The sequence below is a fragment of the Ectorhizobium quercum genome, from assembly GCF_026552795.1.
Taxonomy (GTDB): Bacteria; Pseudomonadota; Alphaproteobacteria; order Rhizobiales; family Rhizobiaceae; genus Ectorhizobium; species Ectorhizobium quercum.
Genome location: NZ_JANFPI010000004.1, coordinates 566,037 through 588,132, shown reverse-complemented (window position 1 = coordinate 588,132; position 22,096 = coordinate 566,037). Strand labels below are relative to the sequence as shown.

The 22,096-nt window shown below is 64.9% G+C and carries 19 protein-coding genes and 1 pseudogene; 16 read left to right on the top strand and 4 right to left on the bottom strand.

What is annotated here, in order from left to right:
* The coding region (locus NOF55_RS15070; protein WP_503128512.1) for a UDP binding domain-containing protein at positions 1-231 on the top strand (231 nt) is incomplete at its 5' end.
* A gap of 12 nt (positions 232-243) precedes the next feature.
* Here the strand turns inward: NOF55_RS15070 and NOF55_RS15065 are convergent.
* From NOF55_RS15065 to NOF55_RS15055, 3 genes are all read right to left on the bottom strand, one after another.
* Positions 244-1,482, bottom strand: coding sequence for a hypothetical protein (locus tag NOF55_RS15065; RefSeq protein ID WP_306412208.1), 1,239 nt, complete (start codon positions 1,480-1,482; stop codon positions 244-246).
* 128 nt (positions 1,483-1,610) lie between these two features.
* Positions 1,611-2,093 carry a glycosyltransferase gene (locus NOF55_RS15060; protein ID WP_306412207.1) on the bottom strand — a complete coding sequence of 161 codons (483 nt, stop codon included), beginning with the start codon at positions 2,091-2,093 and terminating at the stop codon, positions 1,611-1,613.
* Positions 2,090-2,479, bottom strand: a complete 390-nt coding sequence (locus NOF55_RS15055) for a glycosyltransferase family protein (protein ID WP_306412206.1) — start codon at positions 2,477-2,479, stop codon at positions 2,090-2,092. Before NOF55_RS15055 ends, NOF55_RS15060 begins: the two co-directional genes overlap by 4 nt.
* A 487-nt stretch (positions 2,480-2,966) precedes the next feature.
* On the opposite strand from NOF55_RS15055, the gene NOF55_RS15050 reads away from it, so the two are divergent.
* The 15 genes and pseudogenes from NOF55_RS15050 (at position 2,967) to NOF55_RS14980 (ending at position 20,534) form a co-directional block, all read left to right on the top strand.
* A complete protein-coding gene (locus NOF55_RS15050; RefSeq protein WP_306412205.1) occupies positions 2,967-3,761 on the top strand; it encodes a metallophosphoesterase family protein in 795 nt (264 codons plus the stop codon).
* A 140-nt stretch (positions 3,762-3,901) separates the two neighbouring features.
* Positions 3,902-4,681 carry a hypothetical protein gene (locus NOF55_RS15045; RefSeq protein ID WP_306412204.1) on the top strand — a complete coding sequence of 260 codons (780 nt, stop codon included), beginning with the start codon at positions 3,902-3,904 and terminating at the stop codon, positions 4,679-4,681.
* Between the two features lie 191 nt (positions 4,682-4,872).
* Positions 4,873-7,167: a polysaccharide biosynthesis tyrosine autokinase gene (locus tag NOF55_RS15040; RefSeq protein WP_306412227.1), complete on the top strand. Its 2,295-nt coding sequence runs from the start codon at positions 4,873-4,875 to the stop codon at positions 7,165-7,167.
* Positions 7,157-7,801, top strand: coding sequence for a hypothetical protein (locus NOF55_RS15035; RefSeq protein WP_306412203.1), 645 nt, complete (start codon positions 7,157-7,159; stop codon positions 7,799-7,801). The genes NOF55_RS15040 and NOF55_RS15035 overlap by 11 nt, the downstream gene beginning before the upstream one ends.
* 780 nt (positions 7,802-8,581) lie before the next feature.
* A complete protein-coding gene (locus tag NOF55_RS15030; RefSeq protein ID WP_503128511.1) occupies positions 8,582-9,616 on the top strand; it encodes a polysaccharide biosynthesis/export family protein in 1,035 nt (344 codons plus the stop codon).
* 577 nt (positions 9,617-10,193) lie between these two features.
* Positions 10,194-10,807, top strand: a pseudogene (locus tag NOF55_RS15025) (LysE family translocator).
* A 342-nt stretch (positions 10,808-11,149) separates the two neighbouring features.
* On the top strand, positions 11,150-11,929 hold the full coding sequence (locus NOF55_RS15020; protein WP_306412201.1) for a GntR family transcriptional regulator: 780 nt from the start codon (positions 11,150-11,152) through the stop codon (positions 11,927-11,929).
* The gene (locus NOF55_RS15015) at positions 11,926-13,440 is read left to right on the top strand and encodes an ABC transporter substrate-binding protein (RefSeq protein WP_306412200.1); all 1,515 of its coding nucleotides are present in this window, start codon (positions 11,926-11,928) and stop codon (positions 13,438-13,440) included. The genes NOF55_RS15020 and NOF55_RS15015 overlap by 4 nt, the downstream gene beginning before the upstream one ends.
* Positions 13,441-13,511: 71 nt before the next feature.
* Positions 13,512-14,438 (top strand): ABC transporter permease, encoded by a 927-nt coding sequence (locus NOF55_RS15010; RefSeq protein WP_306412199.1) that lies wholly within the window; start codon positions 13,512-13,514, stop codon positions 14,436-14,438.
* The gene (locus NOF55_RS15005; protein WP_306412198.1) at positions 14,438-15,301 is read left to right on the top strand and encodes an ABC transporter permease; all 864 of its coding nucleotides are present in this window, start codon (positions 14,438-14,440) and stop codon (positions 15,299-15,301) included. Before NOF55_RS15010 ends, NOF55_RS15005 begins: the two co-directional genes overlap by 1 nt.
* Before the next feature lie 12 nt (positions 15,302-15,313).
* Positions 15,314-16,102, top strand: coding sequence for an SDR family NAD(P)-dependent oxidoreductase (locus NOF55_RS15000; RefSeq protein WP_306412197.1), 789 nt, complete (start codon positions 15,314-15,316; stop codon positions 16,100-16,102).
* A complete protein-coding gene (locus tag NOF55_RS14995) occupies positions 16,099-17,010 on the top strand; it encodes a polysaccharide deacetylase family protein (protein WP_306412196.1) in 912 nt (303 codons plus the stop codon). Before NOF55_RS15000 ends, NOF55_RS14995 begins: the two co-directional genes overlap by 4 nt.
* Complete coding sequence (locus tag NOF55_RS14990; RefSeq protein ID WP_306412195.1) at positions 17,003-18,547, top strand: gamma-glutamyltransferase; 1,545 nt, start codon at positions 17,003-17,005, stop codon at positions 18,545-18,547. Before NOF55_RS14995 ends, NOF55_RS14990 begins: the two co-directional genes overlap by 8 nt.
* Complete coding sequence (locus tag NOF55_RS14985; protein WP_306412194.1) at positions 18,544-19,518, top strand: ABC transporter ATP-binding protein; 975 nt, start codon at positions 18,544-18,546, stop codon at positions 19,516-19,518. Before NOF55_RS14990 ends, NOF55_RS14985 begins: the two co-directional genes overlap by 4 nt.
* Positions 19,515-20,534 carry an ABC transporter ATP-binding protein gene (locus NOF55_RS14980; protein WP_306412193.1) on the top strand — a complete coding sequence of 340 codons (1,020 nt, stop codon included), beginning with the start codon at positions 19,515-19,517 and terminating at the stop codon, positions 20,532-20,534. The genes NOF55_RS14985 and NOF55_RS14980 overlap by 4 nt, the downstream gene beginning before the upstream one ends.
* A gap of 33 nt (positions 20,535-20,567) precedes the next feature.
* On the opposite strand, the gene glpK is transcribed toward NOF55_RS14980, so the two are convergent.
* Positions 20,568-22,058 carry a glycerol kinase GlpK gene (glpK, locus tag NOF55_RS14975; RefSeq protein ID WP_306412192.1) on the bottom strand — a complete coding sequence of 497 codons (1,491 nt, stop codon included), beginning with the start codon at positions 22,056-22,058 and terminating at the stop codon, positions 20,568-20,570.
* Positions 22,059-22,096 lie beyond the last annotated feature (38 nt).

The following is a 22,096-nucleotide window of genomic DNA, read 5'->3' as shown; positions in this document are numbered from 1 at the left end:
TTCCGCGAATCCTCCGTGCAGGGCATCATGAAGCGCATCAAGGCCAAGGGCGTCGAGGTCATCATCTACGAACCCGAATATCCCGACGAGGACTTCTTCCGCTCCGAGATCGTCCGCGACCTCGAAAACTTCAAGGCCCGCGCAGACGTCATCATCGCAAACCGCCTCTCAGACGACCTCATGGACGTCGAGGAAAAGGTCTACACAAGAGACATATTCGGATCCGATTGAACCGGCCAGTCGTCATGCCAGGGCGTTCACACGCCAGCGGCGCGCGTGGACGGCGATGATGAGCGCCATGACCACCTGCCCGGCCAGAATGGCCAGCAGCGAATAGACCGGCGGGGCGACCGCCAGGGCGGCCAGCACGCCGGCTATGGAGAAGAGGCTGGAAACGACGCTGGCGAAGGCCAGCGGCCGGAAAGCACGCGCGGCCTGGAGCGTCACGCTGTTGGGCTCCTGCCAGATCAGCACCAGCGCGATCAGGAAATAGAGGATGACCGCCGTGCCGATCTCCGACACGGAGTAGTCCGGCTTGACGATCAGGCCCGGCGCATAGAGCCACACGCCCGCCGCCAGCACGGCGGTCGCCGCCCAGGCGAGCAGCAGCAGGATATGGAAACGCCGCCGCGAGGCGAGCGCCGCACGGATATCGCCGGCGGCGATCTGCCGGCTGATTGCCGGCCGCTCCAGTTGCGACAGCGACGTGATCGACAGGGAAACCGGCCTCAGGAACAGGGAGGCCGCGCCCATCGGAGCAAAACGGGCCGCGCCGGCCAGCAGCGTCACCAGATAGATATGCACGTTCGAGGTAAACTCGGTCGTCACGACGCCGAGCAGCGTCCAGCGCGACTGATCCTTCCAGATCGGCCCGTAGTCTGAAAACCGCAGGCCCGATCCGAACCGGTGCTGTTGCAGGAAGGCCGGTCCGAGAACCAGAAGCCCGGCAAGGCTGGCGACGACGAAGGCGGCGGCGAGCATCGCCATGTCGAAGGCGCCGCTGAAATACAGCCACCCGGTCATGGCGACCAGCGCGACCGCGTAGAGAATGTCCGAGGCGGCGGCCCTTTCCGGCCTCATCTCGGCATAATTGAAGGCGCGGCCGAACCAGCGGACCATCGCCAGCACCGCGAACACCGAGAAGGGCAGCAGCCAGCCGTCCGTGCCGCCGGTCAGGAACCCGAGCAGCAGGACGACCACGCCGATCGCCACCGCAAACAGGAGGTTGAGTGCGGCGAGCAGGACCGCCGAGCCGGTATCGTCCGGCGCATGGGCGCGCAGGATCGTCAGCGGCGTCGACAGGAGCGCGTTCGACAGCCCGTAGCCGAACTGGATGGCGGCCATCAAGAACACGAATTGCCCGAACTGCGCCGGCGGGGCCAGCGACAGCACCATGAGCTGGACGAGGAAATGGGCGGCGGCGACCGATGCGGGCGCCGCGAGGGAAAGCCCGTAGCGGATCAGGTTCCTGACATTGGCCATGCGCGGAAAGAACCTCGTCGGTTTGCGTCAGGACCCGTGATGCCGCGGCCGCCATAGCCGCCGGCCGGCCGGGAAAGCCGGGCCGGACCCGCTCCGTCAGGCCGTGTCATTCTCGACGCTCCATCCCGTCAGACGACGGACTTGTGGATCTCGTCGAGGATGAAGGCCTGGAGCTTGTGCCTGCCGGGTGTCGTGAAGGTTTCCGGCGATGCGGCCTCGAGGTCGGTCGTCAGAAGCCCGAAAAGCTCGTCCTCGTCTTCCGCCACATAGATGCCGGCGCGATGGCGGAGCTTGCTGACGGTCGCCATCTGGTGATCGTTGCGGTGTTCGTTGAGCGCCGCGCGGCGCGGCACGAGAATGATCGGCTTCTTGTATTTGAGCGCCTTGATCACCGTGCCGATGCCCGCATGCGCGACGATGACGCGGCACTCGCTGAGCATCCGGTCGAACTCGCCTGCGACGACAGTCGCACTGTACTCGATGTTGCGGGGCTGGTAGGTTCCCTTGCCCGTCTGCGCGAAGACCTTGTGCGGAATCTTCACGGCAAGATCGTCGACCGCCTTGATCAGCCGGTCGAAAGGAAGCTGCGTGCCTACGGTGACGACGATCAAAGCAATTCTCCGATGTAACGCGGACCTTCCGGCCGGGACAGATGCTCCCATTGCGTCAACCAGATATCGGCGACGTATTTCGCCATCTGGCCCGACAGGGAAAGCTGCTCCACATTCGCGAAGCTATCGATCCAGATGCGCTTCGCGCCGATGAATTTCCCGAGCGCCAGGCAAAGCAGGCCGGGCGCCGCGCCCGTCGAGATGATGACCTTGGGACGGTGGAGAAAAACGATCTTCGCGCATTGCAGGAACGTCTTCGCCGTTTCCAGCGGCTCATTCCGGTTGCAATCCCCGACGACGATTCCGTTCTCCTTGCCTGCGGCGCGCAGCAATTCCGGATCGGTCGTGACGAAGAGTGTCTTTTCGGGCGGGCATATCTCGGACACGAGAAGCAGTTGCTCCCAGTGACCGCCTTTTGACGCAACCGCGAGAACCTCATATCGATTCTTCGAAGCCATCATGTACCTCTAAAGTTTCAGGCTGACCTTGGGTTAGGGGGGACAAGGCCATTACATTTCCACCTCAAAGGTGGCAAAAAGCCATACCCCGGCTGACCGTTTCAAGTCAAAAAACCACCTTATCGATGGAAATCTACGCAAATGCACAACTCGAAGTACACAATTTGCGCAACTCGCACCCGATCCGGTTTTACTATTATATACCCCTGATTAATTATAGAACGGCCGCCGAAAACACCAATCTCGCAGCGCCGCCACTTCAATGGCAATCGATATACTAAGCTTATATGAGCATCGTGATCGCCCGGCAAGGCAATTTATTGCAGGCGCGAAACGGCAGGGAAATGATAACCGGACGGTGATACAACACCGAATGGTCCCGGGCATCCGGCGTAAGGCAGATTCAGGTGTGTCGATGGTAATATTTCAGGCGGTCAGGCGTGTTTTCGGCCTCGGGCAGGAGAAGGAAGAGACGACACGGCGGCGACGCAGGATCGAACTGGATTTCGGTGTCATCCCCGGCCCCATCTTCGCCATCGGCGACATCCACGGGCGGGTGGACCTGCTGCGCGACGCCGAGCGGCGCATCTTCGCCAATCTCGAGGCCACGGGCGCCAGCAACGGGCTGATCATCCTGCTCGGCGACTATGTCGATCGCGGGCCCAACTCCGCCGCGGTGCTGGACTATCTCGTCCAGCCGCCGCCGGCGAATGCACGGCGAATCGCGATCTGCGGAAACCACGACGTCGCCTTCCTGAACTTCATCGAGGATCCCGACGGCAATACGCGCTGGCTCGACATGGGCGGCCGCGACACCCTTTTGTCCTACGGCATCGACCTGGATCATGTCCTGAAACGGGGCACCGGCGCGCTGAAGGACGCCCTGAAGGAAGCCGTGCCGCAAACGCATATCGACCTGCTGGAGCGCATGCCGGTCTGCGTCCGGATCAACGATTTCGTCTTCGTGCATGCCGGCCTGCGCCCGGGAATCCCTCTCGACCAGCAGAGCGACCGCGACATGATGTGGATCAGGGAGCCGTTTCTGACCGAAGGGCCGGGGCTGCCGCTGGTGGTCGTGCATGGCCATACGCCCGTGCCGGAACCCCAGGTCGGCCCGGGCCGGATCGGCATCGACACCGCCGCCGTCAGCACCGATCGCCTTTCCGTTCTGAAGCTCGACCGGGGCAAGGCGCGCATGCTGAAATACTGAAGAAATCGCGGTGTGGCCGCCCTGAGACACCCCTGTTAATTATGATTGACCAAACCTTAAGAAAGAACCCGTGAATTCTTGCATACCCGTTACAGGTGTGCAATGTAGCCGCGTCGATATCCAGAGAGATCGTGTGGCATATGCTGTCTAAAACTTCCGTTCTTGTTGCGTTGATGATGATCGGCATTGCCGTTCCTGCGGGCGCCCAGGCGCCGACACCGGCGGCTCCCGCCGCCGCCGAGGCCGAAACGGCCGGGAATCCACAGCCGGTTCTGGCGCTTCTCCAGAAGACCTTCGATGAATCGCCCGTCGACCTGCCCCGCACGATCGCGGAGCAGATCAACCTCGACCCCGGCGCCCTGTCGCAGATCCTCGCCTTTGCCGAAACGTCTTCCGCGCCCGGCGTAGGGATAGCCCTCGGCTCCGGCCTGTCCTCGGCCTCCGATCCGGTCGCCTTCTCCGAGCAGGTATCGGCGCTCGTCCTGGCGGACGACAGCAAGGTCGCCGCCCTCGTCGCGCTGGCGCGGCGGGCCAATGTCGCGGTCCTGTCGGAAATGATCGGCGAAGGTCTCGCTCTTGCCGCCAACACCGCCACGGCCGCCGAAAACACCGCGCTGGCCGCGCTGATCCAGACCCAGGCGACATCGGCGACGGCACCGCTGCCGCTGTCCCTCGCCTTTCTGGACAACACCCTTGCGACAGCCGCCGGCGCGGCCGGAGCGGGTGGCGATGCCGGCCCGCAGGGCGGCGAGATTTCCAACACCGGCAATGACGGCAATTCCGGCAATGGCAGCGACAGCGGTACTCTGGTCTCGCAAAGCGCCGGCGTATCGGCTCCGACCGGCCGCTCGACGTCCTCGACGCTGACCCGCACGGTCTTCGTCTCGAGCGCCGCGGACGTCAGCGAAACCGTCAATTAAACCGATCTGGAAAAAGGCGAAAAAAAGCCATTTTGCAGTGCGAATGACGTTGGGCGGCTGCGAGATGTTTGGTTTGACGAACGATAGTGGCTGTGCAAATATCGCCGCAAAATATCTGGCATTTTCGCCTATGGAAATGCCGGCGGCAGGAACCTAGCCTTAACAGATAAATGGGGTCGCAGTTGCAGCTATTGAACAACCGGGAAGTCGGCGAATCGCGTCCTGTTTACGATGACGGCTTCGCCAAGTCCGAGTTTGTCGATCTCGAAGCCCTGCTTGCTGTCGTCTATCGGCAATGGCGTGTCGTCGCAGTCTGCGTGGTAGCCGCCATCCTGGTCGGACTCGGCTTCCTGCTCACGTCCGTGCCGCGGTATCAGGCAACCGCCAGCCTCCTGATCGACCGCGCCAATACCGAGGTCGTGCAGCAGCTCACCCCCGTCGGCCCGACGGGGGAAGACGAAGGCAACGTTCTGAGCCAGCTCGAAATCCTGACCTCGCAGACCATTGCGCTTGCCGTGGTCGACAAGCTCAATCTGCTGGAAAATCCGGTATTCAACGCAAACGATTCCTCCCTCGTCTCGACGGTGATCGGCACCGTCCGTTCGCTGGTGAATGTCGGCGCGTGGTTTTCCTCCGGCGACGACGCCGAGGACAGCCTGGCCGTGGACGATCGGCGGCAGCAGGCGGCGGCCCAGCTTCTGAAGAACCTGAGCGTCTCGCGCGTCGGGCGCACCTATGTGCTCGCAGTGAGCTATGAGTCGACCTCCCCGCAATTCTCGGCCGATGTGGCCAATGCCATCGCCTCTGAATATCTGGTCGACAAGCTGAACTCCAAATACGAGGCGACACGCCGCGCCAGCGACTGGCTGGTGGACCGGATTGCCGAGCTTCGCCAGAGGGCGCTCGAAACCGATTTCGCCGTGCAGAAGTTCCGCGCCGACAACGGCCTGATCCAGACCGGCACGAGCGGCAACCTCATCTCGGACCAGCAATTGTCCGAATTGAACAGCGCGCTGATCGTCGCGCAGTCGGACACGGCCCGCGCCCGTGCCCGCCTCGTGCGGATCGAGCAGATCCTGCAATCGGACGATTCCGAAGCGATCGTGACGGACATTCTCGACAACACCGTTGCGAACGAGTTGCGCAAGAAATTCCTTGAAGCCTCCAAGTCGGAAGCCGAAATTTCCGCCCGCTTCGGCAGCGATCACGCGCAAGCCGTCAAGCTGCGCGGCGAAATGCAGGAATACCGCCGCCTGATGTTCGAGGAAGTTTCCCGGATCGCGCAGAGCTACAAGAGCGACCTGGAAGTGGCGGAAGCCCGGGAACGGTCGCTGCGCGAGAGCGTCGGCCAGGCATCGAACGTCTCGACGACCGCCGGCGCGACGCAGGTTCAGCTTCGCGAACTTCAGCGCGAAGCCGACACCTACCGCAACCTCTACCAGACGTTCCTGCAACGTTATCAGGAAGCGGTCCAGCAGCAGTCCTTCCCCGTGACGGACGCCCGCATTCTTTCCAACGCAACCCCGCCGGAAAGGCCGAGCAAGCCCAAAAAGCCGCTGATCCTGGCGATCTTCGCCGTGCTCGGCGCGGCCGCCGGCGGCGGACTGGGGGCGTTCCGCGAGTTCCGCGACCGGTTCTTCCGCACCGGCGATCAGGTGCGCGGCGTGCTGGGGCTGGAATTCCTGGGCAATGCGCCCATCATCGAGAATACGCCCAATCTCGGCAAGGCTGCCGACACGGCTCCGGGCAAGCGGAGCATCGTCAAGCTCAACTCCGGCAGCAATTATGTCGTCGATCATCCGCTATCGTCCTTTGCCGAAACGCTGCGCAGCACCCGCCTTGCCATCGATTTCGGGATTCAGGGCAAGAATTCGCGGATCATCGGCGTCGTTTCCGCCTTGCCGGGCGAAGGCAAGTCGACCATCTCGATCAACCTCGCGGAATTGCTGGCAAGCCAGGGCGCGCGCACCGTTCTCATCGATGCCGATATCCGCAATCCGGGCGCGACGCGGGCGATCGGACGCCATGCCGAGGCGGGATTGCTCGAGGTTCTGCTCGAATCCCGCGACTACCAGAACCTCCTGCTCTATAACGACAGGACCGGCCTGGCATTCCTGCCGACCATCGTGAAGCAGCGCATCCCGCACTCGTCCGAAGTGCTGATGTCCGTCGCCATGCGGAAGCTGCTCGGCGAACTGAGCGGCAATTTCGACTACATCATCATCGACCTTCCGCCGCTCGGTCCGGTGATCGACGCGCGGGCAATGGCAAGCTTCATCGACGGCTTCGTGTTCGTTGCCGAATGGGGCAAGACGGCCCGGCGCGCGGTGCGGCAGACGCTGGACAGCGAACCGCTGATCAAGGCCAAGTCCCTCGGCGTCATCCTGAACAAGGTCGACCAGAAGAAATTGAACCTCTACAAGACTTACGGGTCGAGCGAATATTATTATTCGCGCTATTCGCAATATTATCAGGATGGCAAGTAAGTTCAAAATCCGGTTCGAAACGTTTGCCGCGATGGTCCTGATCATCGCGGCAACTGTTTGTGCGGGCCACGCGGCATGGGCGAGCATCGCCCAGAGCCGGAATTATTACGACCTGATTGCCCTGGCGCAGCGGGCCGACCGCACCGGACGGATTCCGGAAAGCGCCCCGGCGATCTGGGAAACGCGCCTGCAAGCGATTGTGGATGAGGACATCTGCCGTTCCGACATCGTCATGGCCGGCATGAATGTCGTGCTGGAAGGCGTCGATCGCCGGATCGGCGAGCCGGATGCGGAATTGCGCCGCTCCACCCTCGCCTCCGCCGAAATCTATCTGCGCCACGCGCTTGCCTGCCTTCCGAACAATGGCAATGTCTGGCTTCGCCTGGCGATGGTCCGTTCGCTCGAAGTGATGTTGCCGGCGGAACTGGCAACCCTGCTGGCGCGATCCCAGGCACTCCTGCCGGGCGAGGCCAATGCCGTTCTCGGGCGCTTCATGCTCTGGAACCAGCTTCCGGAAACGGCGCGCGCCCTGGCGTCGAACGCCTATGCGTCCGATCTCGCCATCGCCTGTTCCCGCAAGGGCGTGCGGATCAAGCGCATCGCCGAAGTCGACTGCGAGGCCGCCGCACCGTAATGCCAGACCTCACCCGAACCGCCAGAAAACGTGATATCCCGATCATCGAGACGACCGGCCCCGGACCGGAAATGCTGCTCGCGCCCTGCCTCGGGCCGCACGAAACCGTGCCGCGGATTGCAACCATACCGGGCTGGTCGCCGCTCCTCCACCCCGTTCCCTCGCCTCCACCCGTTTCCGGAACCTTAAGAAGAGCGTAAATTTCGTTATAATATTAACTATAATTTTAATAAAATCGTCACTCCAAGTAGAATCCGGACATCAAAGCAACATTCATGTATCTCCATGTCCATTCCGCCCGTCGTCAGCAACAACATAGAAAGATGGGATGTAGTTCCACAGACATGAAGAAGAGCGATTCATATCCTCAACCGCCACAGGTCGTACTTTTCTGGGGGCCAAGATTTTTAATGTCTTGCGTTATTGCAAAAAGCCGCCTTACTTTGTCCGCCGTGCGCGTGGCCCCGGGATATCCCGTGACCGCAATGCCACAATGACTGAAAACTGGAGAAGCAGGAGGCTTCGTTCCGCGAGTTTCAGATGGAGCGGGCAATTGCTTCCGTGGTACTCAGAGCGGAATTTTGTTAGTTGATGGTTGGCCAGGATATGCAGTTTACAAAGTCTTTCGTTATCTTGTCCTCGTTATTGATGAGCGGTTGCACTTTCACCGCCGCGTCCGGCCCCCAGGGCCGCAATATTGAATCGCAAGCAGCCGTTAAAGTTGTCCCGACCAAGGACGGCAACAAGGCAAAACCCAATATCAATTACGCTCTCATCGACGTGAACAGCACGGTCCTCGGCTATGTGGCGTCCACCGCCCCGGCCTCGAGCCTTTCGGGCGGTTTCGGCGGCGGCAGGGGCGGCGTTCCTTCGCTGCCGCTCGGCGTCGGCGATGTGATTCAGATCTCGATCTTCGAGTCGCAGGCCGGCGGCCTCTTCATTCCGAGCGATGCCGGCAGCCGTCCCGGCAACTACATTACCCTGCCGAACCAGACGATCGACCGCGACGGCACCATTTCCGTTCCGTATGCCGGAAAGATCCGCGCGGCCGGACGGTCGATCGAGCAGGTGCAGGACGATATCGAGCAACGCCTTGCCAACCGGGCGATCGAGCCGCAGGCCGTGATTACGAAGATTTCGAGCCGCTCCGCCCAGGTCGCGGTTCTCGGCGATGTCAACAGCCCCGCCAAGATCCAGCTGACGGAAGCGGGAGACCGCATCCTCGACGTCATTTCCGAGGCCGGCGGCCTCAGCGCGCCGGCGGTCGAAACCTATGTGACGTTGCAGCGCCGCGGCCACACCGCCCGCGTTCACTATACCTATCTGACGAAAACGCCTTCGGAAAATATCTATGTCTATCCGGGCGACACCGTCCTGGTGGACCGGGAACGCCGTACCTTTACCGCCTTCGGCGCGTCCGGCCTGAACGGCCGTATCGATTTCGAGGAAACCAGCCTCAGCCTCGCCGATGCGCTTGGCAAGGCCGGTGGCCTCCTCGATTCCCGTGCCGATCCGGCACAGGTCTATCTCTATCGCATCGTCGACCGTTCGCTTCTGAAACAGCTCGGCGCGGATTCTCCGAAGTTCGGCTCGGAAACCAGCGTGCCGGTCATCTTCAGGGCCAACCTGCGCGATCCGTCGACCTTCTTCGCCGCCCAGAAGTTCCCGATGCAGGATCGCGACATCATCTATGTCACGAACTCGCAGGCAACCGAGCTTTACAAGTTCCTCGACCTCGTAGGCTCCGTCCCGGCAACGGCAGGCAACGTCTCCGGCGACTCCCTCGCCACCCGCAACAACATCCGCGCGTTCTAAGCGCGCGGATTTCGGAACGCCGGGCAAAGGGCCTTGCTGCCGTTTGCACCGGATTCCGGTTTGGGCCGGTGCATGGTCATGAATACGGCGATCTGACGCAAAGCCGAAAACAGGCGCAAGACGGCATGAACAGGGCGGTTGCGGTTTCTACCGCGCCCGCCCCGAAGGCCGACGATGCCAGCGGCGACAGCGCGTGTTCGTGGACGATATTCCGCAAGCTCGCGGATGAGGCGCAAAGGAGCGCAGCCTGCGTCGAAGCCCGAAGGGTGCGTTTACGCCGGCATGGTCCAAAAGCCGGCCCTCCCGTTTCACAAGAAAAGCCGCGGCCGGTACGCTCGTCGGTAGCTGGCCGTTTCATGCGGATATGTGCCCCCGCATATCGACGACCGAAGGCTTGCAAGGCGGCATCGATCAACCCATTGGAAATATTGTGCTTTCAAATCCGCCTTGAAAGGCAATGTCGTGGGCGGGCAGGCTCATTGCCGGTCTCGCCGATTTTCGGCACGACGCTCTTTTCCATCAGCGGAAAGAATGCATTCTGGACGTCCGAGAGCGCTCATCTCGTTCGGGGGTCCCTATGGATTTTTCCACCTTGCTCGCCTTCGCAGCGGCCTTTTTCGTGTTCGCCGCCAGTCCCGGGCCGGACAATATGACGATCGTTGCCCGCACCATGTCGCACGGCGCGGCTTCCGGCATCGCCTACGGGGCGGGCACGGTCGCCGGCATCCTGATCTTCCTGACGCTGGCCGCTTTCGGCCTTTCGATCGTCGCCGCCGAGATGGGTGTCGTCATGACGATCCTGCGATATGCGGGCGCCGCCTACCTCATCTGGATGGGCATCAGGCTCTGGACGGTCGAGCCGGTCGTGCCCGCGCTGCAACCCGTTTCCGAACGGCGCGGCCTGCTGGCGATCTTCGCAACCGGCATCGCGCTCAACCTCGGCAATCCGAAAATGCCGCTTTTCTATATCGCACTGCTGCCGAACGTGGTCGGGGCCGCGCTCACGCCCGGCCATGTCACGTCGCTCGCAACCGTCATCCTCGCCGTCGAAGCGGTGGTGATCGGCGGGCATCTCTGCTGGCCGGCCGTGCGCGCACGCTGCTCCACACGCCGGTCGTTGTGCGCCGCGTGAACCGGGCGGCGGGCGGCGTCATGGTCGGGGCCGGCGTCGCGGTCGTGGCGGCCCGCTGACCGCCGCCGCCGCCCTTCATTCCACCCGAAAGCAACGCCTTCGAACGATGAGAAAAAGATTTCAAACCATCAATCTGAAATCCCAAAAAGACGATTGCAGATTTCACGCAACTCCGGCGAAGAATACGGATCTCCGGGCGGCGAAGCCGGATGCGGAATTTCAAATCCCAGCAATCACATGGAAGAAACCGAAAAAGCGTCTGTTCGAAGACGCATCGCTGTATTTTCTCCAAGATGCGCTTGTGAGATGATTTCTTCGATTGAGACATCCGAAAAAGAAAATACGTGCTTTCCGAAATCGCAATAAGATTTCAAAATGAAAAACTGAGAGGTCAGTTATAGATGCTGGATAATGACGCTTACACATCCCCCGTGTCTCTGGAGGGCAAGGGGGACCTGGCCGAGAAATCGCTGAGGAGCGCGATCGTGAACTGCGTTCTGGCACCGGGCGAACGCCTGTCGGAAGCCGAACTGGCGAGAGAATTCGCGCTGGGCCGCGGCGCGGTGCGGGCGGCGCTCGCACGGCTGAAGGCAAGCGGGCTGGTTTCCTCGTCCGCCCGCAGCGGCTGGTCGGTCACGCCGGTTTCCGCCAGCGAAATCCGCGAGGTGAGCGCCGCGCGCCGGCATCTCGAGCCGCTGCTGTGCGCCGCCGTTCTGGACGAGGCGTCGGTCCAGCGCCTGAAGGCTCTGTCGGACATGCATATGGCGCTCGCCCAGCGGCACGGGCTTGGCGGCGACATCACCCCCACCATCCGCCGGTGCGAGCGCGACATGCTGGAGCTTCTCGCCGCCCGGCTCGGCATGCCGATCGTGGCGCGGTGGCTCGCCGATCTCTGGGACCGCTCGGTGCGGCTGGTGAATTTCTTCGAGAAGACGGGCCGCGTGAAGCTCGCCCCGGCAAATCGCTCGCAACTCGTGAACGCGATCGTCGACGGACGCGGGACGGAGGCGCTGGAACTGCTCGGCGCGGCCAATACCGCGTTCGAAACCTATCTTCTCGACCGTTTCCTCGAATCCGGAGCGACGGTCGGCACGGAGCCCGCCCGCCGCAGCGCCGGCAAGGACAAACCCCGCCGCGTCGCGCGGCCCCGAAAACCCGATGGCAGAATAAGGACCTTATGACGATGACGTTAGCCAGCCGTTCGATCCCTTCACTCCTCGCCGGCCTTCTTCTGGCCTGTTCTCCGCTTACCCTCGCCCCGGCGCTCGCCAAGGACCTGCTGGCGGTCGATCTCGTGAACGAGCCGTCCTCGCTCGATCCGCACAAGCAATGGAACCCGGACAGCTACTACGTCTACCGCAACATCTTCGACAACCTGCTGACCCGCGACGACAGCGGCACCATCGTGCCGCAGATCGCAACGTCATGGGACTACAAGTCCGATACGGAAATCGTCTTCCAGCTGCGCGACGACGTCCGGTTCCATGACGGCAGGCCGCTGACGGCCGAAGACGTCGCCTTCAGCGTCAACCGCATCATCGACCCGGCCTTCGCGAGCCCGCAGCTCGGCCAGTTCAACAAGATCGCCTCCGCCACCGTCACCGGCGAGCATGAAGTGACGCTGAAGACCGATGGGGCCTATCCGGTTCTCCTCGCCCAGCTCGTCAAGCTGTCGATCGTGCCCCGGCATGTGGTCGAGGAGAAGGGAGACGACGCCTTCAACGCCGCCCCGGTCGGCTCCGGGCCGTACAAGTTCGCTGGCTGGCAGCGCGGCGTCTCCGTGAAGCTCGAGCGGAACGAGGACTACTGGGGCGACAAGGGCCCGTTCGCGACGGCCGAATTCCGCGCCGTTCCGGATGCGGCGACCCGCGTCGCCAACCTCCAGGCGGGCACGACCGATCTGGCCGTCGGCCTCGATGCCGACCTCGCCGCGCAGATCGAAGGGTCCGCGACGGCCAAACCGCTGTCGGTCATCACCGAGCGGGTCGGCTACGTCAAGCTCAATCCCCACCTGCCGCCGTTCGACGACAAGCGCGTGCGCGAAGCGGTGGCCCGCGCCATCGACAAGGAAGGCATCGTCGACGGCCTGCTGGGCGGCGTCGACAAGCCGGCTTCGCAAATGGCCACCCCTTCGCATTTCGGCTATGTCGAAGGCATCGAGAACTATGCTTACGATCCCGACGAAGCCAAACGGCTGGTGAAGGAAGCCGGTGCCGAGGGCAAGGCCGTGGCCTTCGCGACGGCGCCTGTCTTCGACCAGCGCATCGTGCAGGCCGTGGCGCAGATGATCGGCGAGACGGGGCTGACCGTCAACATCGAGATGACCGACATGGCGACCTATCTCCAGCGCGCCCAGAGCGCGCCGGCAAGCCAGCCGGCCATCGCCTTCGGCCGCTGGTCCTGCGCCTGCCAGGACGTCGACGGCGTTCTGTTCCCGCTGCTCCACTCCTCCAGCGCATGGGCGTCGGCCTCCAGTCCGCAAATCGACAAGCTGCTGGACGATGCCCGCAACACGCTCGACGAGAACAAGCGCCTGGAGGACTACAAGGCGGTCAGCACCTTCGTCGCGCAGGAGGTGCCGCTCGTCCCGCTCTACGAGGCGGCCATCATCTATGGCGCGGCCAAGGGGCTGGAATGGCAGCCGACCGCCAATGAAAGCCTGTTCCTGAACCGCATGAGCTGGACGGACTGAAAGCCGGCGCGGCCGGCACCATCCGGTGCCGGCCGCGCTGAACGGGAATCACCTGGGATCGGGAAACGGCTGTGCCAGCCTTCTTCATCAAGCGCGCCCTTCAGGCCCTCGTCGCCGTCCTCGGCGTGATGACGATCATCTTCTTCCTGCAACGCCTTGCCGGCGATCCCGTCCTGCTGCTCGTTCCCCAGAGCGCCACGCAGGCCGATATCGAGTCCATGCGCGCGGCGCTCGGCTTCGACCGGCCTCTCGCCACGCAGTATCTCGACTATCTCTACGGCCTGCTCACCTTCGATCTCGGCCGGTCCTACGTCCAGAACGTGCCGGTCTGGACGCTGATCGCGAGCCGCCTGCCCTATACGCTGCTGCTGGCCGGCGGCGCGCTGGCGGTGGCCTTCGGCCTCGGCATCCCGCTCGGCGTGGCGATGGCGGTGCGGCGCGGCCGCCCGGAGGCCAGGGCGATGATGGGCATCGTGCTGGCCGGCCAGTCCATGCCGACATTCTGGAGCGCCATCCTGATGATCATGGTCTTCGGCGTCTGGCTCGGCTGGCTGCCGCCCTCCGGCGCGCGCGACTGGCCGAGCCTGATCATGCCCTCCGTCGCGCTCGGGCTGTTGTCGATGGCGACCTTCGCGCGCGTGGCGCGCACCGCCGTCCTCGACGAGCTGGAAAAGGACTATGTGCGCACCGGCCATGCCAAGGGCCTGCCGCCCATGCGCATCGTGCTGCGACACCTCTTGCGCAATGCGGCCATTCCGGTCGTCACCGTCGCGGCGCTCGAAATCGCCAATCTGCTGGCCGGCGCGGTCATCGTCGAAACGGTGTTCGCCTGGCCCGGCCTCGGGCAACTGACCGTCCAGGCGATTGCGGCGCGCGATTTCATGCTCGTCCAGGGCGTCGTGCTGCTGGGCGCCGTCACCGCCATCGTCCTGAACCTGATCGCGGATCTCCTCTACAGCGTCATCGATCCGCGCATCCGCATGGAAGGACAGGGCTGATGGCCACGACGACCCCGCCGCGCAGCGACACCTCCCGCTCCCCGGCCCTGCCCCGGTCGGTCGTGCCGTTCGCCGCCATACTGGTTCTCATGGTGCTGGTCGCGCTCCTTGCGCCGCTGGTCGCTCCCGCCGACCCCAACACGCAGAACCTCTTGGCGCGGCTCAAGGCGCCGGGCTTCCAGAACCGCGGCTTCACCTACTATCTCGGCACGGACGAGCTGGGGCGCGACGTGCTGAGCCGGCTGATCTTCGGCGCGCGCATCTCGCTGCTCGTCGCCTTCGCCTCGGTGCTGCTGTCGGGCATCTTCGGCAGCATTCTCGGCATGGTCGCCGCCTTCTACCGGGGCTGGGTCGAAACGCTCATCATGCGGCTGGTGGATATCGTGCTGTCCGTCCCGGCCATCCTGCTCGCCATCATCACCGTCGCCATTCTCGGCCCCAGCCTGTCCAACGTCGTCATCGTGCTGGCCCTGACGCGCTGGCCGCGTTATGCCCGCGTCGCCTACGGCCAGACGCTTTCGGTCGCCAACATGCCCTATGTGCGGCTGTCGCGCTTCATGGGCGCGGGCTGGCTGCGGCTTCTCGGGCGCCACATATTGCCCAACATCGCCGGTGCGCTGGTCGTCGTCGCCACGCTGGAATTCGGCCTGATGGTGCTGTTCGAGGCCGGGCTTTCGTTTCTCGGGCTCGGCGTGCAGCCGCCGACGGCAAGCTGGGGCGCCATGCTCTCCACCGGACGCAACTATGTCGCCTCCGCCTGGTGGATCGCCACCTTCCCGGGCGTCGCCCTCTTCCTTCTCGTCCTTTCCATAAACCTCATCGGCGACCATGTGCGCGACAGGCTCGATCCGCGTGGCAGATAGGAGTGCATTCCCATGAATTTCGAAAACGAGTTCAACGGCAGGAAGGTCGTCGTCACCGGCGCCGGCGGCATCATCGGCGGCTGGATCGCCGAGGCCTTCGCGAAGGAGGGCGCGCAGGTCTGCCTCACCGACCGCAGCGAGGACAGGCTGGAAGCACTCCGGGCGTCGCTGCCCGGAAACGGCCATTTCATCCTGGCCGCGGACCTGACGGATGCCGGCTCCATGACCGCCCTCGCCGGCGCCGTCGGCGAGCGCTGGGGCGCGCCGGACATCCTCATCAACAATGCCGGCATCTATCCGTCGGGCTTCCTGCTCGACATATCCGTCGACGACTGGGACAGGATCATCAACGTCAACCTGCGCGCGCCGTTCGTCCTGTCGCAGCTCTTCGCCCGGCAGATGATCGATGCCGGCAAGGGCGGCGCGATCGTCAACATATCCTCGGGCGCCGCGCGCAAGATGCGCAGCACGGCCGTACCCTATTGCACCTCCAAGACCGCGCTGGACCGGCTGACCAAAGGCTTCGCGCTGGAGCTTGCCGAATACGGCATCCGCGTCAATGCGGTCGAGCCCGGCTTCGCCCCCGGCAGCGACACCAGCGCCCTTTCCGACGAGCATGTGAAGACCGTGACCGCCTCGATACCGCTCGGACGGCCCTCCTCCGCGCCGGACGTGGCGGCGGCCGTCCTCTATGCCGCGTCCTCCGCCGCATCCTACGTCACCGGTGCGACGCTGACCGTGGACGGCGGCAACTCCATCGGCTCGCTTGCCGTGTTCCAGCAGAAGAAGAAAGCGCTATGACCGACCGGTTGACCGTGAAATCGCCGTGGCCGGCCTATGAATGGCCGGCCGGAAAGCAGTCCGCCACGCTGCTCTCCGTGGATGTCGACGCCTGCGTGCCCTATATGTGGGCCCATCGCGACGGCGTTCCGAACCGGCTCGGCACGCTGGAAATCCGCCGCTTCGGCCCGCGCACCGGGCTATACCGGCTGCTCGACCTCTTCGCGCGATACGGGGTGAAGGCCAGCTTCTACGTGCCGGCCCATGCGGCGGAAACCAACCCGGAAATCCTGCCCGCGCTTCTGGAAGGCGGCCATGAAATCGGCCTGCACGGCTATTTCCACGAAATCGTCGCCGAGGTTGCGGACGAGGAGTTCACCGGAGCGCTGGAAGCCAGCCTCGATCTGTTCGTCGCGCAGACGGGCCGGCGGCCCGTGGGCTTTCGCTCGCCCGCATGGGAAATGACCCCGCACATGCTGCGCGAGGTCGCGCGGCTCGGGCTTTCCTACGATTCCTCGCTGTCAGGCTTCGACCACCCTTACGAAATCGACGGCGTCGTCGAAATTCCCGTGCAATGGGCGACCGACGACGCGATCTTCTTCAAGTTCGAAGGCGGCGGCCGGGACAAGTGGCCCTATCAGTCGGGCCGCGCCGTCCTTCAGGACTGGCTGGCGGAATGGCGCGCGGTGCATCGCTTCGGGGGGCTGTTCACGCTGACGGTTCACGACTGGATATCCGGCCGGGCGCAGCGCATAGCCCTGCTGGAGGAGCTGCTCGAAGCCATCGCCGGGCAGGGCGACGCCTGGGTGGCAACCGCCGCCGACATCGCCGCGCATCACGCCACATCGGCGAATGCCGGCCGCTTCGCCGTGCAAGGCGGCCTGCCCGACCCCATCGGCCCGCGGAGGTTCGGTCGCGATCATGGGTGAGCACTGGTCGATCCGCAAAAAGGAAACGCGCAGCAAGGGCGGCATCGTCGCCTGCCAGAACTGGCTGGCGGCGGAAGCCGGCGCCGCCGTTCTGGCCCGGGGCGGAAACGCCGTGGACGCCGCGGTCACGGCGGCCCTGACGCTCAGCGTCGTCGAGCCGTGGCTCTCCGGCCTCGGCGGCGGCGGATTCCTGCTGCGGGCGGACGGGCGCGACGGCAGCGTCGACGCCCTCGATTTCAACGTGGTGTCCTCGCGCCATCTCGATCCCGCCGCCTACCCGCTCGCGCCGGGGCGGGACGGCGACTGGTTCAACTGGCCGCAGGTGCAGGGCGACCGCAACCTGATCGGCTACGGTTCGATCTGCGTGCCCGGCGCGGTGGCCGGCCTGTCCGCCGCGCTGGAACGGTTCGGCTCGATCAGCTTCGCGGAGGCCCTGCAACCCGCCATCGCGCATGCGGCGCGGGGCCTGACGATCGACTGGTTCACCGTGCTGTGCCTGGCCATCGACGCCGAGGGGCTGAACCGCTTTCCCGCCTCCTCCGCCCTTTTCCTCGAAAACGGCCGCGCGCCGCGCGTGCCGGAAACCGGCCTGCCGCGCACCATCCCCATGCCGAAAAAGGCCGCCATGCTGCAACGGCTGGCCACCGCCGGCGCGCGCGACTTCTACGAGGGCGAAACCGCGCGGAACCTGCTGGCGGACCTGCGCGACGGCGGCAGCCCGATCGGTGCGGACGACCTGCGCGACTACGAGCCGGTCTGGAAGATGCCGCTTAGCACCGCCTATCGCGGCTTCACCGTTCACGCCATGCCGGGCCTTTCCGGCGGACCGACCCTTGTCGACGCGCTCGCCGAACTCGACAAGACCCTGCCGGACGACGGGCCGTTTTCCGGGAAGACGGCGCTCGCCTTCGCCCGCGCCATCCGGCGCGCGTCGGAACACCGGCTGAAGACGATGGGGCACGGCAGCAGCGGCGAAAGCTGCACGACCCATATCAGCGTCGTCGACCGCGACGGAACCTTCGTCTCGCTGACGAACACGCTCCTGTCGCGCTTCGGCTCCAAGGTGGTGCTGCCCTCGTGCGACCTGCTCATGAACAACGGCATGATGTGGTTCGACCCGCGGCCGGGCCAGCCCAACTCCATCGCGCCGGGCGTGCGTCCGCTCGCCAACATGTGTCCGGTCATCGCCAGCGCGGACGGCGTGCCCAAACTCGCGCTCGGAGCGGCCGGCGGCCGGCAGATCATGCCGGCGGTGGCGCAGATCCTGTCCTACATCTCGGTGTTCGGCCTGTCGCCGGAAGACGCGCTGCATGCGCCGAGGATAGACGCCAGCGGCATCAGGCTCCGGGTCAGCGAGCGGGCCAGACCGGACGTCGCCTCGCGGCTGGGCGAGGAATTTCCCGTTGAGATCATTCCCGACACGCTCTATCCGGTGAATTTCGCCGTTCCCTCCATCGTGCTGCGCGAGAACGGCGAGAATGCCGGCATGGCGCATCCCTATCATCCGTGGGCCGCCGCCTGCGCGGAGGCGCCATGACCCGCCGCGTGCTCGCCGTGGACGATCTGGTCGTGACCATCGCCGGGCAGCCGGTGGTGGACGGCGTCAGCTTCCATGTCGACGAGGGAGAGATCCTCTCCGTCGTCGGCGAATCCGGCTGCGGCAAGTCGATGACCGCCTTCTCCGTCATGGGGCTTCTTCCCCGGGCGGCAAGCGTCGCCGGCGGCCGCGTCGTCTTCGCGGACCGCGACCTTCTGGCCCTGCGCGAGCCGGAGCGCCGCCGGCTGCGCGGCAACGAGCTGGCCATGATCTTCCAGGAACCCCTGGCCTCGCTCAATCCGCTGATGAAGATCGGCCACCAGATCGAGGAAAGCCTGATCGTTCACCGCAATGCCGACCGGAAGACCGCGCGGCATGCCGCCATCGCCATGCTCGAGGAGGTCGGCATTCCCGAACCGCACATCCGGTTCGGGCAATATCCGTTCGAACTGTCGGGGGGCATGTGCCAGCGGGCGATGATCGCCATTGCCCTCATCTGCCGGCCGCGCCTTCTGATCGCCGACGAGCCGACGACCGCGCTCGACGTGACGATCCAGGCGCAGATCCTCGACCTGATGAAGAAGCTGCGCGATGAAACCGGAACGGCCATCCTGCTGATCACCCACGACATGGGCGTGGTGGCCGACATGGCCGACCGGGTGTCTGTGATGTATGCCGGGCGGATGATCGAGGAGGCGCCCGTCGACGCGATCTTCTCCCGGCAGGAGCATCCCTATACGAAGCTGCTGCTTTCGACGATCCCCCGCCTCGACGGAGAGCCGAAAGCCCATCTGCCGACCATCGAGGGCATCGTGCCGGATATCGGCTCCTGGCCGGAAGGCTGTCGCTTCAGCCCGCGATGTCCGCTGGCCGAAACCGCCTGCACCCGGGCGGCACCGCCACTGGCGGCGCGGCAAGACAGCGGCACCGCCGCCTGCTGGCGCTCGGATCGCGTGGAGACCCTCGCATGAGCGAAGCGCTGCTTTCCGTCGAGAACCTGAAGGTTCACTATCCCATCCGCGGCGGCGTGCTCGGCAGGCCGGTCGGGTTCGTCAAGGCGGTCGACGGCGTCGACCTCGCCATCGCGCACGGTGAGAGCGTGGCGCTGGTCGGCGAATCCGGCTGCGGCAAATCCACGCTCGGCGCCGCGATCCTCGGCATGACGAAGCCGACCTCCGGCACCATCCGGTTCGACGGCAAGCCCGTCCTTCACGGGCGGGCGCAGACGCTGCGCAACCTTTCGCGTGACATCCAGATCGTGTTCCAGGACCCGGTTTCGGCGCTCAACCCCAAGCTGACCGTCGCGGAGAGCATCGCCGAGCCGCTGGCGATCCACGGGGTCGGAACGGCTGCGGAGCGGCACGCGCGCGTTGCGGAACTGCTCGGCCTCGTCGGCCTGCATCCCGGCCACGCGGCCAGGAAGCCGAACGCCTTTTCCGGTGGCCAGCGCCAGCGCATCGTCATCGCCCGCGCCCTGGCGCTGAACCCGAAACTGCTGATCCTCGACGAGCCGGTCTCGGCACTCGACGTCTCGATCGGCTCGCAGATCCTCAATCTGCTGCTGGAATTGCAGCGCCGTTTCGGGCTCTCCTATCTGTTCATCAGCCACGACCTGTCGGTCGTGCGGCATTTCGCCGACCGGGTCGCCGTCATGTATCTGGGCAAGATCGTAGAGACGGGACCGACCGCCGACCTCTTCGCCAGACCGGCCCATCCCTATACGGAAGCCCTTCTTTCCGCCGTGCCGCTGCCCGATCCCGTCGCCCAGAGAAAACGCAGGCGCATCGTCCTGAGCGGAGACCTTCCAAGCCCGGCGAACCCGCCGGCGGGCTGCGGCTTCGTCACGCGCTGTCCGGTTTCCATCGCCCTGTGCCGCACCGCCGCCCCGCCGCTGGCGGCCTATACCGGCAGGCAGCGCGTGGCGTGCCATCTGCGCACTGCAACCACCGGCGATGCCGGGCAGACGGGACCGGCCGTTTCCGGCTGACGATGGGCGGCCCGGTCTTTCCCGGCCGCGGCCTCAGCGGGACAGGCAGCGTTCGACGCTGTCGCGCCAGCCGTCGATCGCCTGCCGGCGCTCGGCTTCGGCCATGCCCGGCTCGAAACGGTGGTCGCGCTGCCAGCGGGCCGCAAAGCCTTCCCGGTCCGGCCAGAGGCCGGCCCGCGACGCCGCGAGCCAGGCGGCCCCCAGAATCGTGGTTTCGAGAAAGACGGGCCGGTCCACCGGCGCCGCCAGAATGTCGGCCAGCCTCTGCATGGTCCAGTCGGACGCCACCATGCCGCCGTCGACGCGCAGGATCGTCCGCTCGGTCCCGGCCTGCCAGTCCCTGCGCATCGCCTCCAGCAGGTCGAAGGTCTGGTAGGCGACGCTTTCGAGCGCGGCGCGGGCAAATTCCGCCGGTCCCGTTCCGCGGGTCAGGCCGAAGATCGCGCCGCGCGCATCGGCATCCCACCACGGCGCACCGAGGCCGGTGAAGGCCGGCACGAGATAGACGCGCTGGTTCGGATCGGCCTTCTCGGCCAGCCGGCTCACATCCGAGGCGACCGTGATGAAGCCCAGTTCGTCGCGCAGCCATTGCACGGCCGCACCGGCAATGAAGATCGAGCCTTCCAGCGCATAGGTGGTCACGCCGTCGAGCCGGTAGGCGATGGTCGTCAACAGCCGGTTCGAGGAGGCGACCCGGTCGAGGCCGGTGTTGAGAAGGGCGAAGCAGCCCGTGCCGTAGGTGGATTTCATCATGCCCGGGCGGAAGCAGGCATTGCCGATCATCGCCGCCTGCTGGTCGCCCGCCACCCCGAGGATCGGGATTTCGACACCGAAGATCGCCGGATCGGTGATGCCGAAATCGGCGGCGCAATCCTTGACCTCGGGCAGCATGGCCGGCGGAATGCCGAGGATGTCGAGAAGTTCCTCGTCCCAGCGGTTTTCGCCGATATTGTAGATCAGGGTGCGCGAGGCGTTGGTCGCGTCCGTCACATGCACGCGCCCGCCTGTCAGCTTGTAGATCAGCCAGCTGTCGACCGTGCCGAAGCAGACCTCGCCGCTCGCCGCTCTCTCGCGCAGGCCGGGCGTGCGGTCGAGGAGCCATGCGAGCTTGGTGCCGGAGAAATAGGGATCGAGCAGCAGCCCGGTCTTTTGCGAGAACAGCGGCTCCAGCCCTCGCGCCTTCAGTTCGTCGCAGACATGGGCGGAGCGCCGGTCCTGCCAGACCACGGCGCGGTGCAGCGGCTCGCCGCTCTGCCGGTCCCAGACCACCGTCGTCTCGCGCTGGTTGGTGATGCCGATGGCGGCGACATCGGCCGCGCCGATGCCGGCTTCCGCCAGCGCCGTGCGGACGGTGGCCAGCACGCTCTCCCAGATTTCTTCGGCCTCGTGCTCGACCCAGCCGGAGGCCGGGAAATACTGCGGAAACTCCTGCTGGCCGAGACCGACGACCCGCATGTGCCGGTCGAACAGCATGGATCGCGTCGACGTGGTGCCCTGATCGATCGCCAGAATGTAACCGCTCATGTCTTCCTCCCTTGCAATGCACCGGCCGTCATCCGGCC